Raw genomic sequence first — 25,175 nt, 5'->3', positions numbered from 1 at the left:
GACAGTTCTACCGTTGTGGACAATCCCGCGCACCTCGACACGCGCAGCAGCGCGTTCCGCAGCCTCGCGAGTCAGAAACTCACCTTCCGAGTGAATGTGTCGAAAGCCTCGCAGTGTCCTTCCGTCCGGAAGGGTAATTTCCGCATCAATGCACGGATAGAACTTCCCTTCGCCCACTTCCGCCGACGATCTCCACACCGTGAACCCATCAATGATCTCTGGCATTTTTTGGCCTCCCTAAGTACGAAGTCATCGTACCTCACCACATTCGGAGTACCGCCATGACCAACCAGAACAACGCCGCACAGGGCCTAGGAGAGCGACCAGCCCACCGCCTCGTCTCGCTTGTCGTGGAAGTAGTCCCATTCCGCGCCACACACTGAGCAGACAAACGCCTCGTGTGTCACGCCTCTTCGGGCGGTGGCGAGGCTGCGGACATGGCCCAGGAATATCAGCCGGACGTGCCCCTCGGCGCCCCGCTTGTGCTGAACGATCCCCCGGCAATCCCCGCACAACGACATTTCTCCACCTTTCATTATTCTTTCAGCGGAGATACTACAAAATGAAACCTGCATTGAGGCTCACGAATCCTCACTCGGCCACCACTCACTGTGAACCTGTAGCCGATGAGCGGGCGCTGCCGCCGCTGCCCCATATCCCGACGAGCTATCTACAGCTCAAGAATCTGGACAAGATTCACGGGATGATGCGCGACTACGCCCGCGCCGCCCTGGCAAGCACCCCGGTAGCCGAGTCATACGACAGCGAAAAGCGTTGCCGCGCCTACTACGACAGCGATTTGCGTCCGTTCGCCACCGATGGGTTGACCTACAACGTTTGGCAAGCGGTGTGGCACGCCGCTCAGTTCGACCGAGCCATGCCCCCCGATAGTTCGAAGCCGAGGCAGCATAGCGCCCCTGTAGCCGGGGAGGCGGTGGCGATAGAAGCCCACATGTATCGAAAGCATGGGGCGTACTGGCTAGAGGCCGTATTGCCGCACGACACGCCCTTGCGTCCTGGCTCAAACATGCTCTATGCCGCGCCCCAGGCCAGCGAGGCGGCGCGCATCTTGTTTCCCGCCCACCTGCGCAAGATGTGGTCGGGTGGCGAGGTGCAGGCCTGGCTGGACGAGCACCAGGGCGTTACGCCCCCGCCAGCAACCGTCAAAGGCAGTTTGGAACGCTACAGACAATGGAAGGCAGACCAGGCCGCGCCGGTTTGCTCCTGCCCCTCTGGTGACGGCTCCCTGCGCCCGTGCGCCTTGCATCCCGCAAAGGAACCCCAATGACAGCCCTCTACCTTCTGGCCCTGCCAGCGGCCATCGCAATTGGCGCGGTTGTCGGCCTGGCCTTTTCGCCCCACCGCATCCGGCGTACGCCAGGGGCTAGGCCATGACAATCCGCCCCAACCATCAACCAACCCTGAACACCCAGCCTCCCGCCGGCATTGCTGTGGAGGTTCGAATGGACGAATACCTATCAGCGTCCGAACTGGCTGCGCTCGTTGAATGCAAGCCCAACCAGCGAAGAATGATGGAACGATGGCTCAACCGGAATGGCTGGGCCTACGTTCTCGGAAAGAACGGCGTGCCGCGCGTCTTGCGCGCGTACCGCGACAGGAAACTAGGGATATCAGATGGCCACCAAAAAGCCCGGCTCTCGTCGGCCCCGAACCGCGAAGCCTTCGCCAACATGGGAAAAGACCGGAATTCCAAGGCTGTACAAGCGCGTAGGCACTAAGCGTATAAGCTGGATATACAAGCACTTGGATGGACGTTCCCAAACCCTCGCGTCAAGTGAGGTCGGCAACAGCGAGGCCCGCTTTACCGCTGAGCGCAAGGCCACGCGCGAAGCCGTGGAAATTCAGCAAGGGGTTGTCGTAGCCGGCTCGGTTGCAGAAATGATCGAGCGATTTGAACTCACCATCGATCCGGAATACTACGCGGATCAGTCCAAGGAGGGGCGCGCTACACGGAAAGCGATGTACACGAACCTCAGCAAGTTCTTCGGAAAAATGGCACCGTCGCAGCTAACCACCCAGCACGGATATCAGTACCTTGAAGATCGCGCTGCCAGCGGCGCCCCCATCAAAGCCAACAAGGAAATCAGCCAGCTTTCCGTCATCTGCCATTACGGTGTTCGCTGGGGTCTGCTCGCCGCCAACCCCTTCATCAACATGATGAAGAACCGCAGCACCACGGAGAGCAAGGCAGTGCCACGCCGTCTGATCCTGCGTTTCTATCTTTGGAGCCTCAAACGGCGGCAGAACTACCGGACGATGGGCTGCGCCGGCATGTTCACCTACCTAACTGGCTTTCGCTCATCAGAGGCACGCCCATTCCTAAAATCAGGGCTGCACAAGGATGCCGTGCGCGTTCTCGCTACGAAGCGCAAGCAGGGCGAAGCTGTCATTGAGAAGGAGCGCTTATGGTCGAAGCGCTTGCACTGCGTCGTGCTGCGCTCCTTGGACCGCACGGACACAGACAGCCCCTATCTCTTTGCACCCACCAAAAGGACCGATAGCTACACTCGTTGGGGTTGGGCATCCAGCTGGAAGGACGCAATGCTGGCCTGGATAAAACAGATCGACCCTGCGGTAACGGAAAAGACCCTGACCAGCCACAAGATGTATTTCAACCTTCAGGATATCCGCCCCGCGGCTATCACTTCAAAGCTGGCAAAACGCGATGCTGACGCCTACGATTTCGCGGCTCACGCGAACCCTGCGACTACTCATCGCCACTACGATCGGCGCCGCGTCAAGCGGGCCACTGCGACCGAGTAAATTCTAACGCTGGCGAATTTATTCTAATAATTACCATGCCAGCGAGTTGGAAAGCGTCGTAAACCGTTGAATTCATTGGGTTTGATGGCGCGGCAGGAGGGGCTCGAACCCCCGACCCCGGGCTTAGAAGGCCCGTGCTCTATCCAGCTGAGCTACTGCCGCGCGGCGTGGTGATGATCTCCGAAGAGCGCCGCATTTTACCCTGTTGCGGGGCCTGCCGTGGGCGGATCGCTGCAGCCATGCGGGAAATGCCGCCCCGGGCTATCGCGCCCGGCGTTTGCGCAGCGGGGTGATCAGGCCCCCGCGGTAGCCAGAGCGTAGCGCAGCCATGCCAATATGGTAGACGGCCATCGTCATGCTTACGTACGGCTCGCCCAGCAAATTGCCCACCCGCCGGGCATACCATTTCCCGTACAGGATCACCCCCAACACCGCAGCCCCGAGCAAGGTGCCGCCCACATCCAGCCCTGGCAGCCATTGGTAAGAGAACAGCGCTGGCAGCGGGGCGAAGCGCGTGGCGTAAAGAACGCCGAATATCACCACGAGAATAAGCAAAAACATCAGCAAGAGTCTGCGCGTCATGCGATAGCAGAGCTTCAGCGTTTCCGCGGCAACCGGTGGCCTGTCATCCGGTTTGGCATTGAACTTCATCGAGAATTCCTTTCTATCTTGCCCCGAGGCCGGGACAAATCGAAAGGCAGCATAGGCCGGCCGGGGGGGGCCAGCCATTGGAATATTCTGAAAGTGCGCCGCCCCTATTCCTCGCCAATATCCGCGTGCGTGGACACCCACAGCACCAGGGCGTCTTTCTTGCTCAGGCTGATGACCCGGTGGCCCATGCGGCTGTCGATGTAGAAGCTTTCGCCGGCCTTCAGGCGGGCCGGTTCGTAGAATTCGGTGTAGAGCTCGACCTCGCCTTCCAGCACGTAGACGAATTCTTCGCCGTGATGGCGGCTCCAGTCCTGGAATTCGTCGAACTTGCGGGCCTTGACCCGGGTGTGGAACGGCATCATGCGCTTGTGCGACAGCGCGGTGCAGAGCAGGCGGTGGTCGTAGTACGGGGTTTCGTACTGGCGGCCTTCGCCCTGGCGCGAGAGGCTGCGGCGGCCGGTGCCCATGTGGGCGTCGGACGCGGTGAACAGTTCGGCCACGTCCAGGTCCAGCCCGGCGGCGATCTTGATCAGGTTGTCATAGGTGGGCGACAGCAGGCTGTTCTCGATTTTCGAGAGCGTGGACGCGGACACGCCGGTGGCTTGCGCCGCCTGCTTCAGCGTCCAATCCCGCGCCTGGCGCAGGGCTCGCAGCCGTTGTGCCAACACGCTCTGTTTGTTGCCTTGCATCTGTACACCCTGTCATGCACGCGACTGCCGCTCCCGCCACCAATCGCGCGCCTGGTAAGACCAATATGTGAGTTGCACCGCCGCCGTGCCGAAGGCGCCGCCGTTCCAGGCCAGCCCGAACGGGGCGAACAGCTGGTAGCGCTGGCTGTCGCCGGTGATCCCCTCGGCCACGACCCGCCCGCCGATGGAGGTGGTGTTCATGCCGTGTCCGCCGAAGGCCGTGCAATACCAGACCTCGGGGGCCAGCTTGCCGATCTGCGGCATCAGATGCCGCGCGTAGGCCATGCGCCCGGACCACGCGGTCTCGACCCGCAGCCCCTGCAATTGGGGGTAGACGGAGAGCAGTTCGCGGCGCAGGGACTCGGCCAGATCGGGCGGATCATCGACACGGGTGGTGATTCTACTGCCCCAGCCGATGCGCCCGCCATCGAGCACGCGGTAATAGTTGCCGGCACGGCGGTCGTCGCCGATGGCGGCCGGGGTACGGATGGCCTCGTGCACCCGGTCGCCCAGGGGCTCGGTCAGCATGATGTACGTGGCAATCGGCAGCATGGCCCGGCGCAGCGCCGGCACGGCATCGCCGGTGTAGCCGCCGGTGGCCAGCACCACGGTGCGCGCATTCACCTGGCCGGCGGCGGTGTCCAGTTGCTTGACCGCGCCGTCGAGCCGGGCCTGGGTCACGGGCGAATCTTCATGGATCGTCACGCCCAGCCGCACGCATTCGCGGGCCAGGGCGCGGGCGTAGTTCAGCGGATGGAAGTGAAACGACGCCGGATCTTCGATGCCCTGGAAATAGGCATCGGACACCAGCCGTTCGCGCACCTCGGCGCGCGACAACAGGCGCACGTCGCGGCCGAAGTCGCGCCACTGGTCTTCGCAGTAGCGCCGCAACGCGTCGGTGGCCTCGTAGCGCACCACGCGCAACCTGCCGTCGACCTTGTGGGCGTCGGTGATGTGCAGGTCGCGAATGTTGTTGCGGATGATCTCGACGCCTTCCATGGACAGCCGGTACAGCTGGCGGTAGTGATCTTCGTCGACATGCTTGCGGATGGCGTCGGCACCGGCCGAGAACGCCGGCGAGACCGAGCCGCCGTTGCGGCCCGAGGCCCCCCAGGCGATGCGGCGGCCCTCCAGCAGGGTCACGCCGCGGCCGCGACGCGCCAGTTCCAGCGCCGTGGACAGGCCGGCCAGCCCGCCGCCGACCACGCAGATGTCGGCGTCGACCGTGCCGGCCAACGGCGCGTAGCAAGTTTGCGCATCGCCCAGCGTGCGCTTGTAGTAGGTGTCGATGTACTCGGTGGCCATGGTCTGGGGTCAATGCAGTCCGGCGCCCTGCAGCCCGCCGGTCAGGCGTTTTTCCAGCCAGTTGGCCAGGCGCAGCAGCGGGTAGCAGTAGATGAAATAGATGGCGGCGATCATGCCGTAGATGAACAGCGATTTCGCCGGAAAGGTGATGATGAACACTTCGCCCTGGCGGGTCAGTTCGGTGATGCCGACGACCGACAGGATGGCGGTGCTTTTGATCAGCATCACGTAGACGCCACTCATGGGCTGCACGATCAGGCGCATGGCCTGCGGCAGCACCACCAGCCGCAGGATCTGCAAGGGGCGCAGGCCCAGCGTCATGGCGCCTTCGGTCTGGCCACGCGGCACAGACTGGATGGCGCCCATGACGATCTCGGCCACGTAGCACGAGGTGTAGACCGACAGCGACACGAAGGCCGCCGTGCCGGAATCCCAATGCAGCAGTTCGATGCCGGAACTGGGCAGCACGAAATAGAAGATATAGAGCTGCACCAGGAACGGCGTGCCGCGCAGCACGTGGATGTACAGCCCCAGCACCTGATGCACGCCGCGGATGCGGTAGCTGCGGATCACGCCGATGACGAAACCCAGCAGCGAGCCGGCGATGATCGCCACGAACGAGATCTTCAGCGTCTCCCAGAAGCCCTTGAGCAGGAACGGCAGGACGACGCCGGCGGTGGACAGGTAGGAATCCAGCATGCTTACCTCGCGTTCCAGGCGGGACCCGCCAGCCAGAGGCTCACGCCCCGCGACAACAGCAGCATCACGCCGTAGATCAGTAGATAGCCGGCAGCGATGGTGAGGAAACTTTCGTTGGGCACGATGCGGTCGCTGTTCATCTGCACGCCCGCGGCCACCAGTTCGAACACGGTGATCAGCGACAGGAGCGAGGTGTCCTTGATGAGCACGGCCGTCTGCCCCAGCAGCGGCGGCAGCGTGTTGACGAAGGCCTGCGGCAGCACCACGTAGCGCAGCCGCTGGCGATAGTTCATGCCGCAGGCCTTGGCCCCTTCGATCTGGCCGCGTGGCACGGACTCGATGCCGACGCGGATGATTTCGCTCATGTAGGCGGCATGGTGCAGCGTCATGGCGAGAATGCCCAGCACCATTTCGCTCCAGCCCTTGGCGCCGGGGATCAGCATGGGCACGGCGTAATACACCAGGTAGATCTGCACCAGCAGCGGGGTCGAGCGGATGAACTGCACATAGCCGGCCACCGGCCGCCAGACCGCGGCGCGCGGCGACATGTGCGCCAGCGCCAGCGGAATGCCGGCCAGCACCGACAGCACCAGGCTGGCGCCCGCCGCGATCAGGGTGTTGGCCAGGCCCGTGGCGAACTGGCCCGTGTACTGGCTGACGATGCGCCAGTTGTAGTAGTCGATCAACCAATCCATGAGCGATAGCCTGTCAACTCGGGGAGAACCTGGCGCCAGGCCCGCAGGCCCGGCGCGGCGGCCGCCTGTCGGCGGATGCGGATCAGTGCTCTTTCTTCCAGTCGGTCGAATACCAGTACTTGACCTGCTCGGGCAGCGTGTTGTCGGCGGTCTTGAGCGTCTGCCAGTTGTCGAGCCAGAACTTCAGGCGAAAGGCGTTGGGTCCCACGGCGAAGGCCAGCGGCTCGCGCACCATGATGCCGTCCAGCACCCGCAGGTTGCCGAAGTCGACCAGGAACTGATTGGCGGTGGACAGCGACATGATGCCGGCATCGAGACGGCCGCTGGACAGGGCCTGGCCGACCGGAGCGCTGCCGCCCGAGAATTCCTTGAGCGTGGCCTTGGGCAGCATCTTCTTGCCGACTTCGGCGTAGGTGCTGGCACCCAGCACGCCTACGGTCACGCCGGCCTTGTCCAGCTCGCTGTACGACTTGTAGGGCGAATCCTTGGGCACCACGGCGACGGTGTCGGCGTAGAACATGGGCGCCGAGAACAGCACCTGGGCCGCGCGCTGCGGCGTGGGCGTCATGTCGGCGGCCACCATGTCGGCCTTGCCCGACAGCAGTGCCGGAATCAGGCCCTTCCATTCGTAGTCTTGCAGCACCAGCTTCACGCCCAGGTCATCGGCCATGCGCTGGGCCACTTCCACGGCCAGGCCGGTGCGCTTGCCGCTCTTGTCCATGAAGCTCATGAGCGGCCCCGAGGTCTGCACCGCCACCCGCAGTTCGCCGCGCTTGATGATGTCTCCCAGCTCGTCGGCCTGCGCGGGCAGCGCCACCGAAGCGGCCGCCACGGCAAGGCCCGCGGCTCCCAGCCATTGTTTGATTTTCAGCATTTGCTTCCCCTTCAAGATAAGAATGGACGTGTGTCGTTCCGGGCAAATGCCTGATGCCGGCGGCGCCCGGAGAGGCCGGGCCGGCCCTGGATACCACCAGGCGCCCGCGCCAGAAGCGCTGCCGGGGCCTGGTTGCTGCCTGTGCTGCGTACTGCTTGATGCGTACTGCGGGAACTACAGGATCTTTTCCAGGAAGGCGCGGGTACGCGGTTCTTTGGGGTGGCAGAAAACGTCGTCGGGGGTGCCGGATTCGATGATGCGGCCGGCGTCCATGAAAAGGGCGCGGTCACCCACGTCGCGGGCAAAGCCCATTTCGTGGGTGACGACGGCCATGGTCATGCCGTCGCGCGCCAGCGCCCGCATCAGTTCGAGAATGCCGCCGACGGTCTCGGGGTCGAGCGCCGAGGTGGCCTCGTCGAACAGCATCAGCTTGGGGTCCATGGCCAGGGCACGGGCGATCGCCACGCGCTGCTGCTGGCCGCCGGACAACTGGCTGGGGTAGCGGGCGCCGTATTCGCCCATGCCGACGCGGTCGAGCAATTCACGGGCATAGCCTTCGGCCTGCGCGCGGTCGCGGCCGCGCACCACGCGCTGCGGCAGCGCCACGTTGTCCAGCGCGGTGCGGTGCTGGAACAGGTTGAAGTGCTGGAACACCATGCCCACGTTGGTGCGCCAGCGGTTGACGTCGGTGGCCGGGTCGGTCAGCGACACGCCGTCGACCCGGATGGTGCCGCTGTCGATGCGTTCCAGCCCGTTCAGGGTGCGCAGGAACGTGCTCTTGCCCGAGCCCGACGGCCCCACCACCACCAGCACTTCGCCGCGGTTCAGCTGGCAATCGATGCCCGCCAGCGCCAGGTGGTCCGGCTGGCCGTCGCGCTGGTAGGTCTTGGTGACCCCCTGCACTTGCAGCAAAGGTTCTGACACGAGCATCGCCTTCAAAAAGGTTTCGCATTTCGCGCTGGAGTTTCGTATAGTAAATTTATTTCCAGAATCGCCACTTAGGCATAACCCTTAAGCGAAGGCATTCCTTCGCAGGCAATCTCCAAGGAACCGGTATGGACACTCCCCAAGACATCCTGCGCGCGCTCGGCTTGAACCCTGACGCCCTGACCGGCGGCACGCTGGTCGCCCGCAGCCCGATCGACGGCGCCGAACTGGCCCGGGTGCACGAGCACACCGTGGCGCAGGCGCACGCGGCCATCACCCGCGCCCGCCAGGCCAGCCTGGCCTGGCGCGACGTGCCCGCGCCGCGTCGGGGGGAGCTGCTGCGCCTGCTGGGCGAGACGCTGCGCCAGCACAAGCGCGAACTGGGCCAGCTGGTCAGCCTGGAAGCCGGCAAGATCCTGGCCGAAGGCGAAGGCGAGGTCCAGGAAATGATCGACATCTGCGACTTCGCCGTCGGCCTGTCACGCCAGCTCTATGGCCTGACCATCGCGTCCGAACGCCCCGGCCACCGCATGATGGAAACCTGGCATCCGCTGGGCGTGGTGGGCGTCATCAGCGCCTTCAACTTCCCCGTGGCCGTGTGGTCGTGGAACGCCGCGCTGGCGCTGGTCTGCGGCAATGCCGTGGTCTGGAAGCCGTCTGAAAAGACGCCCCTGACGGCGCTGGCCTGCCAGGCCTTGTTCGCCCAGGCCGCGCAACGCTTCGGCGACGCACCCGCCGGCCTGTCGGAAGTACTGATCGGCGGCCGCGAGGTCGGCGAAGCGCTGGTCGACTCGCACGCCGTGGCGCTGGTGTCGGCCACCGGCTCGACCCGCATGGGCCGCCAGGTCGGTCCGCGCGTGGCGCAGCGCTTTGGCCGCGTGCTGCTGGAACTGGGCGGCAACAACGCCATCATCGTCGGCCCCACCGCCGACCTGGACATGGCCGCCCGCGGCATCGTGTTCGGCGCCATCGGCACCGCCGGCCAGCGCTGCACCACCACCCGCCGCCTGATCGTGCACGAAAGCGTCGCCAATGATCTCTTGCAACGCCTGCACAAGGCGTACGCCAGCGCACCTATCGGCAACCCGCTGGACGGCAAGAACCTGGTGGGTCCGCTGATCGACCAGGCCTCGTTCGACGCCATGCAGGCCTCGCTCAAGGCCGCGGCCGAACAGGGCGGCAAGGTCACGGGCGGCGAACGCGTGCTGGCCGACCAGTACCCGGACGCCTGGTACGTGCGCCCCGCCATCGCCGAAATGCCGGGCCAGACCGACGTGGTCTGCCACGAGACCTTCGCCCCTATCCTGTACGTGATGCGCTACACCGACTTCAACCAGGCGCTGGCGCTGCAGAACGGCGTGCCGCAGGGCCTGTCGTCGGCCATCTTCACCAACGACCTGCGCGAAGCCGAGACCTTCCTGTCGGCATCGGGGTCGGACTGCGGCATCGCCAACGTCAACATCGGCACGTCGGGCGCCGAGATCGGCGGCGCATTCGGCGGTGAAAAGGAAACCGGCGGCGGCCGCGAGTCGGGCTCGGACGCCTGGCGCAACTACATGCGCCGCGCCACCAACACCATCAACTACTCGCGCAACCTGCCGCTGGCCCAGGGCATCAAGTTCGGCGAGTAAGCCCGCACGCAAGGGGCCAGGCCCCGTGGCATTGTCATTGTCGACAATGCCACGGGGCCTTTTGACGTGGGTTATGTTGCACCTCCTACATACGATTAGCCTGACTTACAAAATGTTGCCCGGGTCGATGCTACATTTCTTCGTCACAAATCGAACCCGCCTCCCATGACGACACGCCGACGCTTCGCCCCTTCCCTGCGCATCCTGACTGCCGCCCTGGCGCTGGGTCTGGCCGGCACCGCCGTCGCCGGCGTGTCGTACCGCCTGGACCGGCCGTCCGCTGCGCCCGGCGACACCGTCACCATCGAAGCGGTGTATTTCAATGAAGGCAACGCGCGCGCCACCTGGGAGGCGCCGCCCGAACTGGTGCTGCAATGGCGCAGCCAGGACGGCCAGATCGTGCGCAGCCTGGCCAAGCTGCAAGGCGGCAAGGCCAACTACAGCGTGCCGGTCAACAATTTCGCCCGCATGTCGTGGAGCGCGGTCGTGCCCGCCACCGCCCGCGGCCTGCAGGCCATTGCCATCGAAGGCCAGCCGGCCATGATGGCGCTGGACGCCACCGGCCGCGACAGCGGCACCCTGGCCAGCACGCCCGCCCCCGGCCCCGTGGTCGACGCGCGCACCGGCCAGCCTGTGCCGCCGGCCGTCGTGGCCGCGGCCGGCGCATCGCCCGAAGGCGGCCCGGCGCCAGACACCGTTGCCGTCTCGAACTACCAGCAATCGGCGTTCGACCATTTCCGCAGCGCGATCTCGGAATACAAGCCGGTGTACTTCGACATCGGCACCCGCGGCCAGACCACCGCGCGCTTCCAGATCAGCGCCAAGTACCGGTTGTTCAGCCCGTCGGGCAACCGCCCGGCCACCTGGGGCGAGAACTTCTACCTGGGCTACACCCAGACCTCGCTTTGGGACCTGCAGGGCGATTCCATGCCCTTCATCGACACCACCTTCAACCCCAGCCTGTTCTGGCTGTCGGACAACATGTGGCAGTCGGAAAACCAGGCCTGGCGCCTGGGGCTGAACACCGGCGTCGAACACAACTCCAACGGCAAGGCCGGTGACGATTCGCGTTCGGTCAACGACGCCTACCTGCAGCCCCAGTTCAACTACCGCTTCGACGGCGGCAGCACGCTGACGTTCGCGCCCAAGGTCAAGGCCTACTTCGGCGTGGCCAGCGAAAACAGGGACTACGCCGACTACGCCGGCCGCGTCGACTGGAACCTGCGCTGGGCGCAGGACAATGGCGCGGTGGTATCGGCCATGTACCGCCAGGGCGACCAGCGCCGCCGCACCACCCAGCTGGATTTCGCCTGGCCGCTGCAGCGCACCTGGCTGAACATGAACGGCTACCTGCACCTGCAATACTTCAACGGCTACGGCGAAACGCTGCTGGGCTACAACCAACGCAACGAATCGCAATTCCGCATCGGCCTGTCGCTGGTGCCGTAGTCCCGAGGCGGGCGCAGGCGCTGGCGCTGGCCAGGCGCCCTAGCGCCCCCAGCGCAGCACCAGCGGGTCCAGCCGCCGCGCCACGTCCAGCAGGCCCTGCCGCACTTGCGGCCGCATGGCCGCAAACGGATGGCGCGGCGCGTCGCAGGCGATGATGCCCCCGGCGTGCATCAACGCCTTGGCGGTCAGGATGCCGCCCTGGCGATTTTCGTAATTGATCAACGGCAGCCAGCGCTCGTACAGGCGGTAAGCCTCGTCGGCGCGGCCATCGCGGTGGGCCTGGATGATCGGGCGAATGCCGTCGGCAAAGCCGCCGCCGGTCATCGAGCCCGTCGCGCCCGCATCCAGATCGGGCAGCAGCGTGATGGCCTCTTCGCCGTCCCATGGCCCTTCCACCGCCGCGCCGCCCAGCGCGATCAGGTCGCTCAGCTTGCTGGCCGCGCCGGCGGTTTCGATCTTGAAGTACGACACCTGTTCGATCTCGCGCGCCATGCGGGCCAGCAGCGCCGCCGGCAACGGCGTGCCGCTGACCGGCGCATCCTGGATCATGATGGGAATGTCCAGCGCGTCCGACACCTGCTGGAAGAATCCCACCACCTGCTCGTCGGACACGCGGATCGTGGCGCCGTGATACGGCGGCATGATCATCACCATGGCCGCGCCCTGTTCCTGCGCGCGGCGGCTGCGCGCCGCGCAGACGCGGGTGCCGTAGTGCGTGGTCGTCACGATGACCGGCACGCGCCCGGCCACATGCTCCAGCAGCGTGCGCGTCAGCGTCTCGCGCTCGTCATCCGACAGCGAGAACTGCTCGGAAAAGTTGGCCAGGATGCACAGGCCATCCACGCCCGAATCGATCATGAAGTCCACCGCGCGTTTCTGGCCGGGCAGGTCCAGTTCGCCGGATTCGGTGAAGATGGTGGGCACCACCGGGAAGATGCCGCGATAGCGCGGCGCCCGGCCTGCGGTTGCGGGTATCGAAGCCGCCGTCATTGTCGTCGTCATGGCGTTCACTCGATGATGTTGAAGTCTTTCAGGTAGTCGGTCTTGAGCGTCAAGCCCAGGCCCGGCTTGTTGTCGTCCAGGTCGATGAAGCCTTCGCGGGCCACCGGCTCGCCGTCGAAGAGGTAGTAGAACAATTCATTGCCCACTTCCACATCGAACATGGGGAAGTACTCGCTCATGGGCGAGGCCAGCGTGCTCATCGTCAGGTGGTAGTTGTGCATCTGGCCGGCGTGCGGAATCACCGGCACGCTGTAGGCCTCGCACAGCGCATTGATCTTGTGCGCCGCGGTGATGCCGCCCACCCGGTTGGTGTCGTACTGCACCACCGACACGGCCTTGCGGTCCAGCAGCTGCTTGAAGCCGTACAACGAAAACTCGTGCTCGCCGCCCGAGATGGGAATGGACGTCAGCTGGTTCAGCTCGGCGTAGCCGTCGATGTCATCGGCAATCACCGGTTCTTCCAGCCAGCGCGGTTCGAACTTTTCCAGCTTGGGCAGCATGCGCTTGGCGTATTCGAGGTTCCAGCCCATATAGCATTCCAGCATCAGGTCGGTGTCGTAGCCGATCACCTCGCGCACCGCCTCGACCGATTTCAGGTTTTCGGACACGCCGTGCTGCAAGTGCGCCGGGCCGTAGCCAAAGCGCATCTTGAACGCCTTGAAACCTTGGTCCAGATAGGTCTGCGCCTCTTCCTGCATCGCCTTCAGGTCGCCGCGGTACAGCTTGGAGTAGTAGACCGGAATCTTCTCTTTGGTGCGTCCGCCCAGCAGCTTGAAGACCGGCTTGTTCACCGATTTGCCCAGGATGTCCCAGATCGCCAGGTCCACGCCCGAGATCGCCGCCATCGTCACGCCCTTGCGGCCCCAGGCGTGGGTGGCGCGGTACATGCGCTGCCACAGGTATTCGTAGTCCCAGGGATCATGGCCCACCACCAGCGGCGCCAGGTACTGGTCGATGATGGCCTTGGCAATGCGCGGCGCCAGCGCCACGTTGCCCAGTCCGACGATACCGTCGTCCGTTTCGATCTCGACCACCGTCCAGCCATGAAAGCGGAAGGTGCTCATGGTTTCCTGCGGCGAGTACAGCAGATCCATGGCGTTGGAGCAGAAGTTGCCTTGCGGCGGCACGGTCTTGCCGGTCCATTCGTAGACGCGTGCGCGGACGGATTTGATCTTCATGTGGGGTTCCTGCGTAAAGGGTCGAACGAGTCGGGAAACGGGAAACGAAGGGCGGATTCAGGCCGCGGCGGCGCGCGTGGCGCGATGCGACAGGCCCATGCGGCAGGCAATGCAGAACGCCTGCCAGGTGGCGTCGACATGGGCGCGTCCCTGGCCCGCGATGTCATAGGCCGTGCCGTGGGCCGGCGTGGTGATCGGAATGGGCAAGCCGCCCTGCACCGTCACCCCGCGCGAGAAGCCCAGCAGCTTGATCGCGATCTGGCCCTGGTCGTGGTACATCGTGACAATGGCCTGGAACTGCCCGGCCTGCGCCTTCAGGAAGATCGTGTCCGCCGGAAACGGCCCCTGCACCGGCAGCCCTTCCTCGTTAAGCTGGCGCACCGCGGGCGCAATGATGTCCACCTCTTCGCGCCCGCACGTGCCGCCATCGCCGCCATGCGGGTTGAACGCCGCCACCGCCACGCGCGGCTCGGCCACGCCATTGGCCTGCAACGACTGATAGATCAACCGGGTCGCGGCCTTGATGCCGTCGATGCTCAGGGCCGCTGCCGCATCCTTGAGCGGAATGTGCGAGGACACACGCGACGTCCACAGATCGCCCAGGGTATTGAATTCGCAGAAATAGCCCGTCACGCCCAGGTACTGCGCAAAGTGGTGCAGCTCGTCATCGTGGCGCAGGCCGCCCTGCTTCATCGCAAATTTGTTCAGCGGCGCAAAGCAGATGGCGTCGATGTGGCCGTCGCGCGCCGCATCCATGCAGGCGTTCAGCACGCGCAGTACCGATGCCCCGCCGGCCGCCTGGGCCTGGCCGACCGTCACGTCCTGCTGGCGCACCGTGTCCATCGCCAGCCAGGCGGGCGCGGCGGTGTCCGGCCGCGCGCGCACCGCCTCGATGCTGTCCACCGCCTGCGTGGCCACCTGCACGCCCGCCACGCGCTGGCCTTCGCGCCACAGCCATTCGTCACCCACCAGCACGATGTTGGCCTGCTGCGTCGCCTCGGGCCGCGCCAACAGGCGCGCAATCAGTTCGGGGCCGATGCCGGCGGGGTCGCCCAGCGTCAGGGCGATGACGGGTTTGATATCGGGATTCATGCTGCGGCTCATTCCACGGAAATATGGTTCTTCTTGATGATGCCGGCGTAGCGCTGGTTCTCGGCCTGGTGGAACTGCGCGAACTGCGCCTGACTCATCGGGTTGATATCGGCGCCGATCGCCTGCAGGCGGGCCTGCGTGTCGGGCAACGCCAGGATGCGGTTGACGGCGTCGTGCACTCGCTGCTGCACGGCGGCGGGCGTCGCGCTGGGCATGTAGATGCCGTACCAGGCGCTCATTTCGACGCCGGGCACACCCGCCTCGGCCATCGTCGGCACGTCCGGCAACTGCGGATTGCGCTTGGCGCTCAGCACCGCCAGCGCGCGCACCTTGCCGCTCTTGACGTGCGGAATCACCGACGACGCCGTTTCGAACGCAATCTGCACCTGGCCGCCCATCAGGTCCACCATGGCAGGGCCGCTGCCGCGATACGGAATGTGCGTCATCTGCACGCCCGTCGCGTCCTTGAACAGTTCCGCGGCGATGTGCTGCGTGCTGCCCGAACCGCTGCTGGCAAAGTTGTATTCGCCTGGCTTGCGCTTGAGCAGCGCGATCAGTTCCTGCACCGACTGCGCCGGCACCGCGTTGTTCACCACCAGGATGTTGGGCACCGCGCCCACGAACACCACCGGCGTCAGGTCGCGGTCGTTGTCGTAGCCCAGCTTGAGCAAGTGCGGCGCAATCGCGTGCGCCGTCGACACGCCCATCACCATCGTGTGGTTGTCGGCGGACTTGGCGGCCAGGTCCGCCGCCAGCGTATTGGATGCGCCCGGCTTGTTCTCGACCACCACCGTCTGCTTGAGCATCGGCCCCAGCTTGTCCGCCACTGCACGGGCCATCGCATCGGTGCCGCCGCCAGGCGCAGAGCCCACCAGCAGGCGCAGCGGCCGCGTCGGCCAGTCGGCGCTCTGGGCGTATGTGGGCATTGCGGCGGACAGGCACAAGGCACCGGCCGCCAGGGCGGCGCATAGCCGAATCTTCATGGTTGTCTCCTTGGGGGTTTATCGCCCGTGACGGGCTTTGTTATGGGTGCATCTTAGAAACAAGCGCTGTTTCCGTAAAATGAAACTTTTGCACCAACCGTTCACCCCAGGCGATCAATCATGGAACGCGTTCCCAACGTCCCCGCCCTGCTGGCCCGCTTGCGCATGCGGCAGATCGTGCTGCTGCTGGCCATTGAAGAACGCGGCACCCTGCGCGCCGCCGCCACCCAGCTCAACATGACCCAGTCCGCCGCCAGCAAAATGCTGCACGAGCTGGAACTGGCTATCGGCCAACCGCTGTTCGAACGCGTCGGCCGCGGCCTGGCCCTGACGGCCGCCGGTGATTGCGTGATGGGTTACTTTCGCGGCATGCGGGGCACGGTGTCGTCCCTGGCCCGCGAACTGGAAGAATTGCGCCTGGGCAGCGCCGGCAAGCTGTTCATCGGCAGCATCATGGCCGCCTCGCCCGGCCACCTGACCGACGCCCTGCTGCGCCTGAAACAGACCTACCCCCTGCTGGCCGTGGAAATCTCCACCGGCACCAGCGACCTGCTGATCCAGCGCCTGAACGAAGGCAAGCTCGACGTCGCCATCGGGCGGATGCTGACGCTATCGGACCGCCACTACGTCTTTCGCCCCATCGGCGACGAAGCCCTGTGCGTAATCGCCGCCACCGACCACCCGCTGGCCCGCCGCAAACGCGTGACCTTCGACGCCCTGCAGGCCTACCCCTGGATTCTGCAACCGCACGGCAGCCCCATGCGCGACGTGATGGAACAGGAATTTCGCAGCCACAACGCCACCCTGCCCAAAGGCTTGATCGAGTCCGCCTCGATCCTGACCACCACGAACCTGGCCATCAAATCCGACATGCTCGGCGTCATCCCCGAATCCGTCGCCAGCCGCTACGCGCGCCATGGCCTGCTGGCGATCATTCCGTATCAGATTCAGCAATCGCTGGCGGCATTTGGCAGCATTGTTCCCAAGGACCGGCCCTTGAGCACGGCGGCCACGCACTTCGTGCAATTGCTGCACGGGGCGGCGTAGCGCGGTGATTTCGTCTGTGCGCCTTGGCAACCGACGAAGCCGCCCACCACGCCCCCTACAGATCCTCGTCCTCTTCCACCCGAGGCATCAAATACGCCGTCAACGCGCTGGACGCTCCCGCCATCGCCCAAAGCAAGAAGAACGACACCGTATAGAACCCCACCCGACCCGACGGCACGTATCCCATCACCGCCACATCCAGCGGGTCGATCAAGGCAAACACCACCGCGCTGCCCACCGCTGCCGCCAGGAACGACGGCCACAGTATCCACATCAGTGACTTCAACCCCATGGCGTGCCTCCCGAATTCATCAACGCGCCGCGGGCGTCGCGGCCGGATCGGCCGGCTCGATCACCAGCCCTCGCTTGACCACCCCTTCCACGATCGGCTGATTGCCGAACTGCGTGTAGGCGAAATAGATCGTGATCGCACACCCCACCACCGCCAGGAAGGGCCCCGCCATCAGGAACCAGGGCCAGGGTTCCCGGTACCAGGGCTTGACCGTCAACGGCGCGGCAACATGGGCAGTATTCATCGTGGGCATCCTTGTCGAAATTCAATCGGGAACAGGGTCCAGCAGGTCCGGCATTCAATCCGGTACGTAAAAGCTTGCGGCTTCGTCGGTCTCGATCGACCGGTTGTCTTGATCCTGGGCGCGCGCCCGCAACGTGATGGCATGCGCCCCGGGCTCGGCCCCCGCCGGCGCGCGGATCACCATCGGCACCAGCTTGTTCGCCGCCGCCTCGACCTCCACCACGTCCGACCCGCCCTGCCCGGCCAGCACCGCCAGCCCGGGCATGCCTTCGGCCGACAGGCGCAGCCGCATCGGCGAATCCGACGTGTTGATGATCTGCAGCCGATACACGTTTTCGATCATGCCGCCCGCTACCTCGCGGCCCAGCGCGCCCCGGTCGCGAATCACATCGACGCGCAGCGGATTGCGCAGCGCCAGCGACACCACGAACGCCACCGCCAGCCCCAGGATCAGCGTGCCGTAGATCAGCACCCGCGGTCGCAGCAGGTGCGAGCGCGCGCTTTGCGCCGACAGTCCGTCCAGCATGGCCCGTTCCGACGTATAGCGGATCAGCCCGGACGGGTATTGCATCTTGTCCATGACCTGCTCGCAGGCGTCGATACAGGCGCCGCAGCCGATGCACATGTATTGCAGGCCTTCACGGATGTCGATGCCCGTCGGGCACACCTGCACGCACAGGCTGCAATCGACGCAATCGCCCAGCCCCGCCGCCTTGTGGTCGATCTTGCGCGAGCGGCCGCCGCGCGGATCGCCGCGGCGCTTGTCGTAGGTCACCACGAACGTGTCGGGGTCCACCATCACGCTTTGAAAGCGCGCATAGGGACACATGTACTTGCACACCGACTCGCGCATGAAGCCCGCGTTGCCCCAGGTGGCAAAACCGTAGAACAGCATCCAGAACCATTGCCACGGCCCCAGCTGCAGCGTGAACAGCTCGTGGCCCAGCTCGCGGATCGGCGCAAAATAGCCGATGAAGGTCGACCCCGTCCACCAGGCCAGCGCGATCCACAGCGCATGCTTGGTGATCTTGATGCGCGCCTTGCGCCAGGACCAGGGCGATTCGTCCAGCCGGATGCGCGCAATGCGGTCGCCTTCGACCTTGCGCTCGATCCACATGAAGATTTCGGTGTAGACCGTCTGCGGACAGGCGTAGCCGCAGAACAGCCGCCCGGCCACGGCGGTGAACAGGAACAGCGCCAGCGCCGAGATGACCAGCAGCACGGCCAGGTACACCACGTCCTGCGGCCACAGCACCAGCCCGAACAGGTAGAACTTGCGCGCGCCCAGGTCGAACAGCACGGCCTGGCGGCCGTTCCATTGCAGCCAGGGCAGGCCGTAGAAAATCAGCTGGGTGATGAAGACGAAAGCGATACGCCAGCGCGCAAAGATGCCGCTGACCGAACGCGGATAGATCTTGCTGCGCACGCCGGCCAGCGTCTGCTCCAGCGTTTCCTGGCCGGGCCGCGGCGGGCGCGTGTGCGGCCGCCAGGGTGGCGGGTCGCCGCCAGGCGAACTGCTGACGCTTGCGGTTGACCCATCATCCATGTGCTGCTCCGTGCGGTAAGTCCATCTGATATGGGGGCTGCCGGCTTGCCGCGCCCCCACCTATGCGCCGTCTGACTAATTGGCCGGCTTGGCGGCCGAGGCCTGTTGCTGCGCCGGCGGCTGCGCGCCATCCGGCTTGTTGGACAAGCCCCAGACCCAGGCCGTCAGGATCTTGATCTGCTCGGGGCTGAGGATGTCGCCATGAGCCGGCATGCGGTTGTCGCGGCCATCCAGGATCGTCTTGACGATGGTGGCTTCCGAGCTGCCGTACAGCCACACGTCGTCGGTCAGGTTGGGTGCGCCCAAGGCCTGGTTGCCCTTGCCGTCGACGCCGTGACAGGCGACGCAGTAATTGGCGAACTCGCGCTTGCCGCGGAACACGCGCACGGGGTCGGCGGTCAGGCCCGACAGCGAACGCACGTATTGCGCGATGTCGCCGGCGGTCTTGGCGTCGATGGCGGCCTTCCAGGGCGGCATCATGCCGATGCGGCCGTTGGTGATGGTCTGCGTGATGGCTTCGGGCGAACCCCCGTGCAGCCAGTCGCCGTCGGTCAGGTTGGGAAAGCTGGGGCCGCCCTTGGCGTCCGAGCCGTGGCATTGCGCGCAGGTGTTCAGGAACAGGCGCTGGCCGATTTCACGGGCACCGGGGTCGGCGGCGATCTGCGGCACCGTCATGGTGTCGAAACGCGCGTAGATGGGGCGCACCGCTTCGGCCATCTTGGCCTGCTGGCGCGCCACTTCGTCGGCGCTGCTGTAGCCCAGCTGGCCCTTGTATTCGCCCAGGCCGGGCATGAAGAACAGGTAGCCCAGTGCAAACACGCAGGCCAGCAGGTACATCCAGGTCCACCAACCGGGCACGGGGTTGTTCAGCTCGGTCAGGTCACCGTCCCAGACGTGGCCGGTGTCTTCGACCTGGCCATTGGCCGGCTTGGTGCTGAGCCAGCGGCGCTGCGTGTACAGCAGCCACAGGCACCAGACCACGCCGCCCACCGCGACGATCGAGATGAAATACCCCCAGAAGCCATTGACGAAATCGCTCATGACCGATCCGCTCCATCTTGTTGTGCCGGCCCGAATTCATCGGGCAGCGCGAACGGCAGCAGGGCCGATTCGCTGTTGGCACGCTGGCGGCCGCGCGAGCAGGCCCACCAGACGATGCCGATAAAGGTCGCCATCGAAATGGCGGTGACGATTGCGCTGAGGAATGCCATGGTCAGCCTCCCGTGGCGGCCGGTTGCACGGCCGCGGCGGCGGGTGCTGCGGCGGGCGGCGTGGCCGCTGGCACGGCCGACGGCGCGGCGGGCTCCGCGGCCTTTTTGGCTTCTGCAGCCTTCCTGGCCTCTTCCGCCTTCCTGGCTTGCTGAGCCTTGCGCACGCCCACGCCCATCCCTTGCAGGTAGGCCACCAGCGCGTCCTCTTCGGTCTTGCCTTCGATGGCCTTGGGTGCGGCGGCGATGTCTTCGTCCGTGTACGGCACGCCCAGGGCGCGCAGGGCGCGCATGCGCTGGTCCACGTTCTGGCCGGTGATCACGGTCTTTTGCAGCCACGGGTAGGCCGGCATGTTGGACTCGGGCACCACCTTGCGCGGATCGCGCAGGTGGATGCGATGCCAATCGTCGGAATACCGCTCGCCCACGCGCGCCAGGTCGGGACCCGTGCGCTTGGAGCCCCACAGGAAGGGATGGTCGAACACCGATTCGGAGGCCAGCGAATACGAGCCGTAGCGCTGCACTTCGGCGGCCAGCAGGCGCACCTGCTGCGAGTGGCAGCCGACACAGCCTTCACGGATGTAGACGTCGCGACCCATCAGGCGCAGCGGGCTGTAGGGTTCGACCCCCGCCACCGGCTGCGTCGTGCTGTGCTGGAAGAACAGCGGCACGATCTGGACCAGGCCCGCGAAGGACACCACCAGGATGCTGGCGATGATCATCCAGCCGATGTTCTTCTCGAGCGTCTGGTGAGAAAAGAAGCCTTGTTGCTTGTTGGCCATGATGTCCTCGTCAAACGGTGGCCGGCGCGGCGACGGCGATGGCCGGTGCGCGGGTGGCGTGGGGATCGTCTTGCGGAATCGCGGGGTTCACCGCCTGCGCACCGCTGACGGTCTTCCAGACGTTCCAGGCCATGACCAGGACACCCGACAGGAACAGCGCCCCGCCCAGCAAGCGGATCAGGTAGTAGGGCACGCGCGTCTTGAGTTCTTCGACGAAGCTGTAGACCAGCGTGCCGTCGGCGGCCGTGTCGCGCCACATCAGGCCCTGCTGCACCCCGGCGATCCACATCGCGGCGATGTAGAGCACCACGCCGATGGTGGCGATCCAGAAGTGCAGTTCGATGGCCTTGACGCTGTACATCTTTTCGCGGCCGTACAGGCGCGGAATCAGGTAATACAGCGAGCCGAACGAGATCATCGCGACCCAGCCCAGCGCGCCGGAGTGCACGTGGCCGATGGTCCAGTCCGTGTAGTGCGACAGCGCGTTCACGGTGCGGATCGACATCATCGAGCCTTCGAACGTGGCCATGCCGTAGAACGACAGCGCGGTCACCATGAACTTCAGGATCGGATCGGTGCGCAGCTTGTACCAGGCGCCCTGCAGCGTCATGATGCCGTTGATCATGCCGCCCCACGACGGCGCCAGCAGGATCAGCGAGAACGTCATGCCCAGCGACTGGGTCCAGTCAGGCAGCGAGGTGTACAGCAGGTGGTGCGGGCCCGCCCACATGTACGTGAAGGCCAGCGCCCAGAAGTGGACGATGGACAGGCGGTACGAATAGATCGGACGGCCGGCCTGCTTGGGCACGAAGTAATACATCATGCCCAGGAAGCTGGTGGTCAGGAAAAAGCCCACGGCGTTGTGGCCGTACCACCATTGCACCATCGCGTCCTGCACGCCCGAGTAGGCGGAGTACGACTTCCACAGCGTCACCGGCATCTCGATGTTGTTGAAGATGTGCAGGATGGCGATGGTGAGGATGTACGAGCCGAAGAACCAGTTGGCCACGTAGATGTGCTTGGACCGGCGCTTGATGATGGTGCCGAAGAACACGATGGCGTAGGCGACCCAGACCAGCGTGATCAGGATGTCGATCGGCCATTCCAGTTCGGCGTATTCCTTGCTGCTGGTAAAGCCCATCGGCAGGGTGATGGCGGCAGCCACGATCACGACCTGCCATCCCCAGAAGGTGAACGCGGCCAGCCGGTCGCAGAACAGGCGGGTCTGACAGGTGCGCTGCACGACGTAGTACGAGGTCGCGAACAGCGCGCTGCCGCCGAAGGCGAAGATCACCGCGTTGGTGTGCAACGGGCGCAGGCGGCCGTAGCTCAGCCAGGCGGTGTCGAAATTCAACTGAGGCCAAATCAGCTGCGCGGCGAGAAAAACGCCCACAGCCATGCCGACAATGCCCCAGACCACCGTCATGAGCGCGAATTGCCTCACGACCCTGTAGTTGAAGGTATCGGCCTTGCTTGCGATTGCGGCGCAATCGTTCATCACCCTTCCCCTAAAAGAAACAAATAGCTCCAGGTTTCAATGATGGGGGGAGGCGCGCAAACGGGTGTTGATATGCGTCAAGCCGGGCAAAGGGCGCGGGGGAACTCGCGGCGGGAATGCGACAGACCGCGTCAGCCGCGAGCGGCCGGCCCGCTGTCGTCGTCGCGCAGGATGGCGGCGCCGGCGCTGTCGGTGTCGTCGTACTGGCCGTTGAACACGGCCCACCACAGGAATACGCCGATGGCGAACACGAACAGCAGCGACAGTGGCAGGAGCAGATAGAGAATGGTCATGGCGCGGCTTCCAGCGCGCCGCCGGCGGCTTCGCCGGCCAGACCGTGATGGCGCGTCAGCCGCCAGGAGTTATAGGCCACCGCCAGCGACGACACCAGCATGGTGATCGCGGCCAGCCAGGGCGTGACCCACCCCACCAGCGCCAGCGGCGTCATCAGCAGGTGCCAGGCCAGCGAGCCATGCAGGTTCTGGCGCGCCTTGCGGCGGGCGCGTTCCAGCAGCGCATCCAGTGCGGCGTCGGACATGGCCGGGTCGGCCGCCAGCGCGGCGTGTGCCGAGGCCATGGCGGTCGGCACCGCCATCGACATGGCGCAGGGACAGCTCATCACCAGCAATGCCACCATCACCGGCACGCTGTGGGCCGGGTCGATGTAGGCCCAGACCGCGCCCGCGCCCAGCGCCAGCGCCACCTGGGCCAAGACGAAGCGCGAGGCCAGGCGGTCGGCGCCGGCGCCCAGCGCCAGCCGCTGCGCTTCGACCCGCGCATGGCGCAGGCCGCCCGCGGCACCGCCGAACGACTGGCGGGCGCACAGTTCCAGGTAACGCGCCGTCAGCAGGAAGGCGACGAACATGGTGACTGAATCGAAATAGACTTCGCCGCGCCCGGTATAGGTGGCGTGGACGCTGGGAATGAAGGCGGCGACGATGCCCAGGGCCACCGGCACGTCCATGCCGGCGCGCCCCTGACGCAGGTTGGCGCCGGCGTGGCGCCAGATCGGCCAGGCCGAATACAGCACCACCGGTACGGTCAGGGCCAGGCTGGCCCAGTTCATCAGCACGATGGCCCAGTCCAGCGTGTCCAGCGCATCCTTGGGGATGCCTTCGTGGCGCAGGTAGCCGGGCCAGGCGAACATCATCACCTGCATCATCGCCAGCCAGGCCAGCGACAGGCGCACCAGCGCATGGCGGCGCTGCTGGCGTTCGTCGGCAGACAAGGTCGCCGGCACGGCGAAGATGGATTTTGCTCGCATGCGCCGATGGTAGGCCGCCCGCGCGCCATGCGCCTTGATGTGGATCAAGCCTTCAAGGCCGCCGCGCCCGCAGCACCGTCACCACCGCCCGCATCAGGGTGTCCAGGTCCTGCCCGTCGATGGTCAAGGCCGGGGTCAGGTAGACCACGTTGCCGAACGGGCGCACCCACACGCCCGCCTCGACCAGGCGCCGTTTGAGGGCCTCGCGGTCCTGGATGCCGTCCAGCTCGACCACGCCGATGGCGCCCAGCACGCGTACGTCGCGCACCCAATCCAGTTCGCGGCAGGGCGCCAGGCCCGTCGCCAGCGCGGCCGAGATCGCCTGGGCCTGGGCCAGCCGGGGTTCGGTCTCGAACAGGTCCAGCGAGGCGTTGGCGGCGGCGCAGGCCAGCGCATTGCCCATGAAGGTGGGGCCGTGCATCAGGGCGTGCGAGGGGTCGTCGGACCAGAAACCGTCGAACACCCGCTGGCTGGCCACGGTGGCGGCCAGCGGCAGGGTGCCGCCGGTCAGCGCCTTGGACAGCGTGATGATGTCGGGTTTGATCCCGGCCTGCTCGAAGGCGAACATCGTGCCGGTGCGGCCAAAGCCGGTGAAGATCTCGTCGAAGATCAGCAGCAGGCCATGGCGGTCGGCCAGGGTGCGCAGGCGCCGCAGCACGTCGGGGTCGTGCAGCAGCATGCCGCCGGCCCCTTGCACCAGCGGCTCGACCAGCATGCCGGCCAGCTGCGGCCCGCGCGTTTCCAGGAAGGCGTCCAGCTCGGCCATGGCCGCGTCGGTGCGCGGCAGGTCGACGATGTCGTGTTCGGCCAGCATGCCGCGAAACAGGCTGTGCATGCCCTCGTCCGGGTCGCACACCGCCATGGTGCCGAAGGTATCGCCGTGGTAGCCGCCACGAAACGCCAGGAAGCGGCTGCGGCCGCGTTCGCCCTGGTTCAGCCAGAACTGCACGGCCATTTTCATGGCGACTTCCACCGCCACCGAGCCGGAATCCGTATAGAACACGCGGTCCAGCCCCGGGCCGAGCAGGCCGGCCAGGCGCCGCGCCAGGGTCAGGGCGGGTTCGTGGGTCAGCCCCCCGAACATGACGTGCGGCATGGCGTCCAGCTGGGCCCGCACCGCCTGGGCGATGTGCGGGTGGTTGTAACCGTGGCAGGCGGTCCACCAGGACGCCACGCCGTCGATCAGCTCGCGGCCGTCGGCCAGTTCCAGCCGGCTGCCGCGACTGCGCGCCACGGGCAGGGGCGGCGTGGCCGTTTTCATCTGGGCATAGGGCAGCCAGATATGGGGCTGGCCCTGGGCCACCCAGTCGGGGGTCTGCATGTTTCACCTCCACTA

At 65.7% G+C, this 25,175-nt stretch carries 27 protein-coding genes and 1 tRNA gene; 6 read left to right on the top strand and 22 right to left on the bottom strand.

Annotated features, from left to right (window positions below):
- Positions 1 to 562: 562 nt before the first annotated feature.
- The 3 genes from AC6LJ2_RS01390 (at position 563) to AC6LJ2_RS01380 (ending at position 2,784) form a co-directional block, all read left to right on the top strand.
- Positions 563 to 1,288, top strand: coding sequence for a hypothetical protein (locus tag AC6LJ2_RS01390; RefSeq protein WP_498150575.1), 726 nt, complete (start codon positions 563 to 565; stop codon positions 1,286 to 1,288).
- Between the two features lie 103 nt (positions 1,289 to 1,391).
- Positions 1,392 to 1,739 carry a DUF4224 domain-containing protein gene (locus AC6LJ2_RS01385; RefSeq protein WP_498150574.1) on the top strand — a complete coding sequence of 116 codons (348 nt, stop codon included), beginning with the start codon at positions 1,392 to 1,394 and terminating at the stop codon, positions 1,737 to 1,739.
- A gap of 25 nt (positions 1,740 to 1,764) precedes the next feature.
- Positions 1,765 to 2,784, top strand: a complete 1,020-nt coding sequence (locus AC6LJ2_RS01380; RefSeq protein ID WP_498150573.1) for a site-specific integrase — start codon at positions 1,765 to 1,767, stop codon at positions 2,782 to 2,784.
- A gap of 85 nt (positions 2,785 to 2,869) precedes the next feature.
- Here AC6LJ2_RS01380 and AC6LJ2_RS01375 read toward each other — a convergent pair.
- The 8 genes from AC6LJ2_RS01375 to AC6LJ2_RS01340 form a co-directional block, all read right to left on the bottom strand.
- Positions 2,870 to 2,946, bottom strand: a tRNA-Arg gene (locus tag AC6LJ2_RS01375).
- A 99-nt stretch (positions 2,947 to 3,045) separates the two neighbouring features.
- Positions 3,046 to 3,435, bottom strand: a complete 390-nt coding sequence (locus tag AC6LJ2_RS01370; protein ID WP_263912285.1) for a hypothetical protein — start codon at positions 3,433 to 3,435, stop codon at positions 3,046 to 3,048.
- A 104-nt stretch (positions 3,436 to 3,539) separates the two neighbouring features.
- A complete protein-coding gene (locus tag AC6LJ2_RS01365) occupies positions 3,540 to 4,124 on the bottom strand; it encodes a helix-turn-helix domain-containing protein (RefSeq protein ID WP_025137803.1) in 585 nt (194 codons plus the stop codon).
- Between the two features lie 12 nt (positions 4,125 to 4,136).
- Positions 4,137 to 5,429, bottom strand: a complete 1,293-nt coding sequence (locus AC6LJ2_RS01360) for an FAD-dependent oxidoreductase (protein WP_263912286.1) — start codon at positions 5,427 to 5,429, stop codon at positions 4,137 to 4,139.
- A 9-nt stretch (positions 5,430 to 5,438) separates the two neighbouring features.
- The gene (locus AC6LJ2_RS01355) at positions 5,439 to 6,128 is read right to left on the bottom strand and encodes an amino acid ABC transporter permease (protein WP_263912288.1); all 690 of its coding nucleotides are present in this window, start codon (positions 6,126 to 6,128) and stop codon (positions 5,439 to 5,441) included.
- 2 nt (positions 6,129 to 6,130) lie between these two features.
- Positions 6,131 to 6,823, bottom strand: coding sequence for an amino acid ABC transporter permease (locus tag AC6LJ2_RS01350; RefSeq protein WP_263912289.1), 693 nt, complete (start codon positions 6,821 to 6,823; stop codon positions 6,131 to 6,133).
- 82 nt (positions 6,824 to 6,905) lie between these two features.
- Positions 6,906 to 7,697 (bottom strand): ABC transporter substrate-binding protein, encoded by a 792-nt coding sequence (locus AC6LJ2_RS01345; RefSeq protein WP_025137807.1) that lies wholly within the window; start codon positions 7,695 to 7,697, stop codon positions 6,906 to 6,908.
- Between the two features lie 174 nt (positions 7,698 to 7,871).
- Positions 7,872 to 8,627: an amino acid ABC transporter ATP-binding protein gene (locus tag AC6LJ2_RS01340; protein ID WP_263912292.1), complete on the bottom strand. Its 756-nt coding sequence runs from the start codon at positions 8,625 to 8,627 to the stop codon at positions 7,872 to 7,874.
- Between the two features lie 125 nt (positions 8,628 to 8,752).
- On the opposite strand from AC6LJ2_RS01340, the gene amaB reads away from it, so the two are divergent.
- Positions 8,753 to 10,255: an L-piperidine-6-carboxylate dehydrogenase gene (amaB, locus tag AC6LJ2_RS01335; protein ID WP_263912294.1), complete on the top strand. Its 1,503-nt coding sequence runs from the start codon at positions 8,753 to 8,755 to the stop codon at positions 10,253 to 10,255.
- A 165-nt stretch (positions 10,256 to 10,420) separates the two neighbouring features.
- Complete coding sequence (locus tag AC6LJ2_RS01330) at positions 10,421 to 11,704, top strand: phospholipase A (protein WP_498150572.1); 1,284 nt, start codon at positions 10,421 to 10,423, stop codon at positions 11,702 to 11,704.
- A 39-nt stretch (positions 11,705 to 11,743) separates the two neighbouring features.
- On the opposite strand, the gene AC6LJ2_RS01325 is transcribed toward AC6LJ2_RS01330, so the two are convergent.
- The 4 genes from AC6LJ2_RS01325 to AC6LJ2_RS01310 are packed head-to-tail and all read right to left on the bottom strand — an operon-like array spanning position 11,744 to position 15,959.
- Positions 11,744 to 12,706 carry a dihydrodipicolinate synthase family protein gene (locus AC6LJ2_RS01325; protein WP_445657160.1) on the bottom strand — a complete coding sequence of 321 codons (963 nt, stop codon included), beginning with the start codon at positions 12,704 to 12,706 and terminating at the stop codon, positions 11,744 to 11,746.
- Between the two features lie 5 nt (positions 12,707 to 12,711).
- A complete protein-coding gene (locus AC6LJ2_RS01320) occupies positions 12,712 to 13,884 on the bottom strand; it encodes an L-rhamnonate dehydratase (protein ID WP_263912297.1) in 1,173 nt (390 codons plus the stop codon).
- A gap of 57 nt (positions 13,885 to 13,941) precedes the next feature.
- Positions 13,942 to 14,976 carry a 4-hydroxythreonine-4-phosphate dehydrogenase PdxA gene (locus AC6LJ2_RS01315; protein WP_263912299.1) on the bottom strand — a complete coding sequence of 345 codons (1,035 nt, stop codon included), beginning with the start codon at positions 14,974 to 14,976 and terminating at the stop codon, positions 13,942 to 13,944.
- Positions 14,977 to 14,984: 8 nt separating this feature from the next.
- Positions 14,985 to 15,959, bottom strand: coding sequence for a tripartite tricarboxylate transporter substrate-binding protein (locus tag AC6LJ2_RS01310; RefSeq protein ID WP_263912301.1), 975 nt, complete (start codon positions 15,957 to 15,959; stop codon positions 14,985 to 14,987).
- A 120-nt stretch (positions 15,960 to 16,079) separates the two neighbouring features.
- Between AC6LJ2_RS01310 and AC6LJ2_RS01305 the strand changes: the two genes are divergently transcribed.
- Positions 16,080 to 17,006 carry a LysR family transcriptional regulator gene (locus tag AC6LJ2_RS01305; protein ID WP_498150571.1) on the top strand — a complete coding sequence of 309 codons (927 nt, stop codon included), beginning with the start codon at positions 16,080 to 16,082 and terminating at the stop codon, positions 17,004 to 17,006.
- Positions 17,007 to 17,061: 55 nt separating this feature from the next.
- On the opposite strand, the gene AC6LJ2_RS01300 is transcribed toward AC6LJ2_RS01305, so the two are convergent.
- The 10 genes from AC6LJ2_RS01300 to AC6LJ2_RS01255 form a co-directional block, all read right to left on the bottom strand.
- The gene (locus tag AC6LJ2_RS01300) at positions 17,062 to 17,298 is read right to left on the bottom strand and encodes a hypothetical protein (RefSeq protein ID WP_025137817.1); all 237 of its coding nucleotides are present in this window, start codon (positions 17,296 to 17,298) and stop codon (positions 17,062 to 17,064) included.
- A gap of 19 nt (positions 17,299 to 17,317) precedes the next feature.
- Positions 17,318 to 17,542: a FixH family protein gene (locus AC6LJ2_RS01295; protein WP_263912304.1), complete on the bottom strand. Its 225-nt coding sequence runs from the start codon at positions 17,540 to 17,542 to the stop codon at positions 17,318 to 17,320.
- A gap of 54 nt (positions 17,543 to 17,596) precedes the next feature.
- Positions 17,597 to 19,087: a cytochrome c oxidase accessory protein CcoG gene (ccoG, locus tag AC6LJ2_RS01290; RefSeq protein ID WP_263912305.1), complete on the bottom strand. Its 1,491-nt coding sequence runs from the start codon at positions 19,085 to 19,087 to the stop codon at positions 17,597 to 17,599.
- Between the two features lie 75 nt (positions 19,088 to 19,162).
- Positions 19,163 to 20,128, bottom strand: coding sequence for a cytochrome-c oxidase, cbb3-type subunit III (ccoP, locus tag AC6LJ2_RS01285; protein WP_263912306.1), 966 nt, complete (start codon positions 20,126 to 20,128; stop codon positions 19,163 to 19,165).
- A complete protein-coding gene (locus tag AC6LJ2_RS01280; protein ID WP_199167331.1) occupies positions 20,125 to 20,298 on the bottom strand; it encodes a cbb3-type cytochrome oxidase subunit 3 in 174 nt (57 codons plus the stop codon). The genes ccoP and AC6LJ2_RS01280 overlap by 4 nt, the downstream gene beginning before the upstream one ends.
- 2 nt (positions 20,299 to 20,300) lie before the next feature.
- The gene (ccoO, locus tag AC6LJ2_RS01275; RefSeq protein ID WP_263912309.1) at positions 20,301 to 21,077 is read right to left on the bottom strand and encodes a cytochrome-c oxidase, cbb3-type subunit II; all 777 of its coding nucleotides are present in this window, start codon (positions 21,075 to 21,077) and stop codon (positions 20,301 to 20,303) included.
- Between the two features lie 10 nt (positions 21,078 to 21,087).
- Entirely contained in the window at positions 21,088 to 22,575 is a 1,488-nt protein-coding gene (ccoN, locus tag AC6LJ2_RS01270) for a cytochrome-c oxidase, cbb3-type subunit I (protein WP_263912310.1), read from the bottom strand.
- Between the two features lie 131 nt (positions 22,576 to 22,706).
- Positions 22,707 to 22,868 carry a cbb3-type cytochrome oxidase assembly protein CcoS gene (ccoS, locus tag AC6LJ2_RS01265; protein WP_025137824.1) on the bottom strand — a complete coding sequence of 54 codons (162 nt, stop codon included), beginning with the start codon at positions 22,866 to 22,868 and terminating at the stop codon, positions 22,707 to 22,709.
- On the bottom strand, positions 22,865 to 23,839 hold the full coding sequence (locus tag AC6LJ2_RS01260; protein ID WP_263912312.1) for a P-type ATPase actuator domain-containing protein: 975 nt from the start codon (positions 23,837 to 23,839) through the stop codon (positions 22,865 to 22,867). Before AC6LJ2_RS01260 ends, ccoS begins: the two co-directional genes overlap by 4 nt.
- 52 nt (positions 23,840 to 23,891) lie before the next feature.
- Positions 23,892 to 25,160: an adenosylmethionine--8-amino-7-oxononanoate transaminase gene (locus AC6LJ2_RS01255; protein ID WP_498150570.1), complete on the bottom strand. Its 1,269-nt coding sequence runs from the start codon at positions 25,158 to 25,160 to the stop codon at positions 23,892 to 23,894.
- Positions 25,161 to 25,175 lie beyond the last annotated feature (15 nt).

The sequence above is a fragment of the Achromobacter sp. 1014246743 genome (assembly GCF_059760725.1).
The sequence above is the reverse complement of the archived record's forward strand: the minus strand, read 5'-3'. Positions and strand labels throughout refer to the sequence as shown.

Coding starts and splice junctions, on each gene's coding strand:
- AC6LJ2_RS01390 (WP_498150575.1), top strand. CDS start 563: ATGAAACCTGCATTGAGGCTCACGAATCCTCACTCGGCCACCACTCAC.
- AC6LJ2_RS01385 (WP_498150574.1), top strand. CDS start 1,392: ATGACAATCCGCCCCAACCATCAACCAACCCTGAACACCCAGCCTCCC.
- AC6LJ2_RS01370 (WP_263912285.1), bottom strand. CDS start 3,435: ATGAAGTTCAATGCCAAACCGGATGACAGGCCACCGGTTGCCGCGGAA.
- AC6LJ2_RS01365 (WP_025137803.1), bottom strand. CDS start 4,124: ATGCAAGGCAACAAACAGAGCGTGTTGGCACAACGGCTGCGAGCCCTG.
- AC6LJ2_RS01360 (WP_263912286.1), bottom strand. CDS start 5,429: ATGGCCACCGAGTACATCGACACCTACTACAAGCGCACGCTGGGCGAT.
- AC6LJ2_RS01355 (WP_263912288.1), bottom strand. CDS start 6,128: ATGCTGGATTCCTACCTGTCCACCGCCGGCGTCGTCCTGCCGTTCCTG.
- AC6LJ2_RS01350 (WP_263912289.1), bottom strand. CDS start 6,823: ATGGATTGGTTGATCGACTACTACAACTGGCGCATCGTCAGCCAGTAC.
- AC6LJ2_RS01345 (WP_025137807.1), bottom strand. CDS start 7,697: ATGCTGAAAATCAAACAATGGCTGGGAGCCGCGGGCCTTGCCGTGGCG.
- AC6LJ2_RS01340 (WP_263912292.1), bottom strand. CDS start 8,627: ATGCTCGTGTCAGAACCTTTGCTGCAAGTGCAGGGGGTCACCAAGACC.
- amaB (WP_263912294.1), top strand. CDS start 8,753: ATGGACACTCCCCAAGACATCCTGCGCGCGCTCGGCTTGAACCCTGAC.
- AC6LJ2_RS01330 (WP_498150572.1), top strand. CDS start 10,421: ATGACGACACGCCGACGCTTCGCCCCTTCCCTGCGCATCCTGACTGCC.
- AC6LJ2_RS01325 (WP_445657160.1), bottom strand. CDS start 12,706: ATGACGACGACAATGACGGCGGCTTCGATACCCGCAACCGCAGGCCGG.
- AC6LJ2_RS01320 (WP_263912297.1), bottom strand. CDS start 13,884: ATGAAGATCAAATCCGTCCGCGCACGCGTCTACGAATGGACCGGCAAG.
- AC6LJ2_RS01315 (WP_263912299.1), bottom strand. CDS start 14,976: ATGAATCCCGATATCAAACCCGTCATCGCCCTGACGCTGGGCGACCCC.
- AC6LJ2_RS01310 (WP_263912301.1), bottom strand. CDS start 15,959: ATGAAGATTCGGCTATGCGCCGCCCTGGCGGCCGGTGCCTTGTGCCTG.
- AC6LJ2_RS01305 (WP_498150571.1), top strand. CDS start 16,080: ATGGAACGCGTTCCCAACGTCCCCGCCCTGCTGGCCCGCTTGCGCATG.
- AC6LJ2_RS01300 (WP_025137817.1), bottom strand. CDS start 17,298: ATGGGGTTGAAGTCACTGATGTGGATACTGTGGCCGTCGTTCCTGGCG.
- AC6LJ2_RS01295 (WP_263912304.1), bottom strand. CDS start 17,542: ATGAATACTGCCCATGTTGCCGCGCCGTTGACGGTCAAGCCCTGGTAC.
- ccoG (WP_263912305.1), bottom strand. CDS start 19,087: ATGGATGATGGGTCAACCGCAAGCGTCAGCAGTTCGCCTGGCGGCGAC.
- ccoP (WP_263912306.1), bottom strand. CDS start 20,128: ATGAGCGATTTCGTCAATGGCTTCTGGGGGTATTTCATCTCGATCGTC.
- AC6LJ2_RS01280 (WP_199167331.1), bottom strand. CDS start 20,298: ATGGCATTCCTCAGCGCAATCGTCACCGCCATTTCGATGGCGACCTTT.
- ccoO (WP_263912309.1), bottom strand. CDS start 21,077: ATGGCCAACAAGCAACAAGGCTTCTTTTCTCACCAGACGCTCGAGAAG.
- ccoN (WP_263912310.1), bottom strand. CDS start 22,575: ATGAACGATTGCGCCGCAATCGCAAGCAAGGCCGATACCTTCAACTAC.
- ccoS (WP_025137824.1), bottom strand. CDS start 22,868: ATGACCATTCTCTATCTGCTCCTGCCACTGTCGCTGCTGTTCGTGTTC.
- AC6LJ2_RS01260 (WP_263912312.1), bottom strand. CDS start 23,839: ATGCGAGCAAAATCCATCTTCGCCGTGCCGGCGACCTTGTCTGCCGAC.
- AC6LJ2_RS01255 (WP_498150570.1), bottom strand. CDS start 25,160: ATGCAGACCCCCGACTGGGTGGCCCAGGGCCAGCCCCATATCTGGCTG.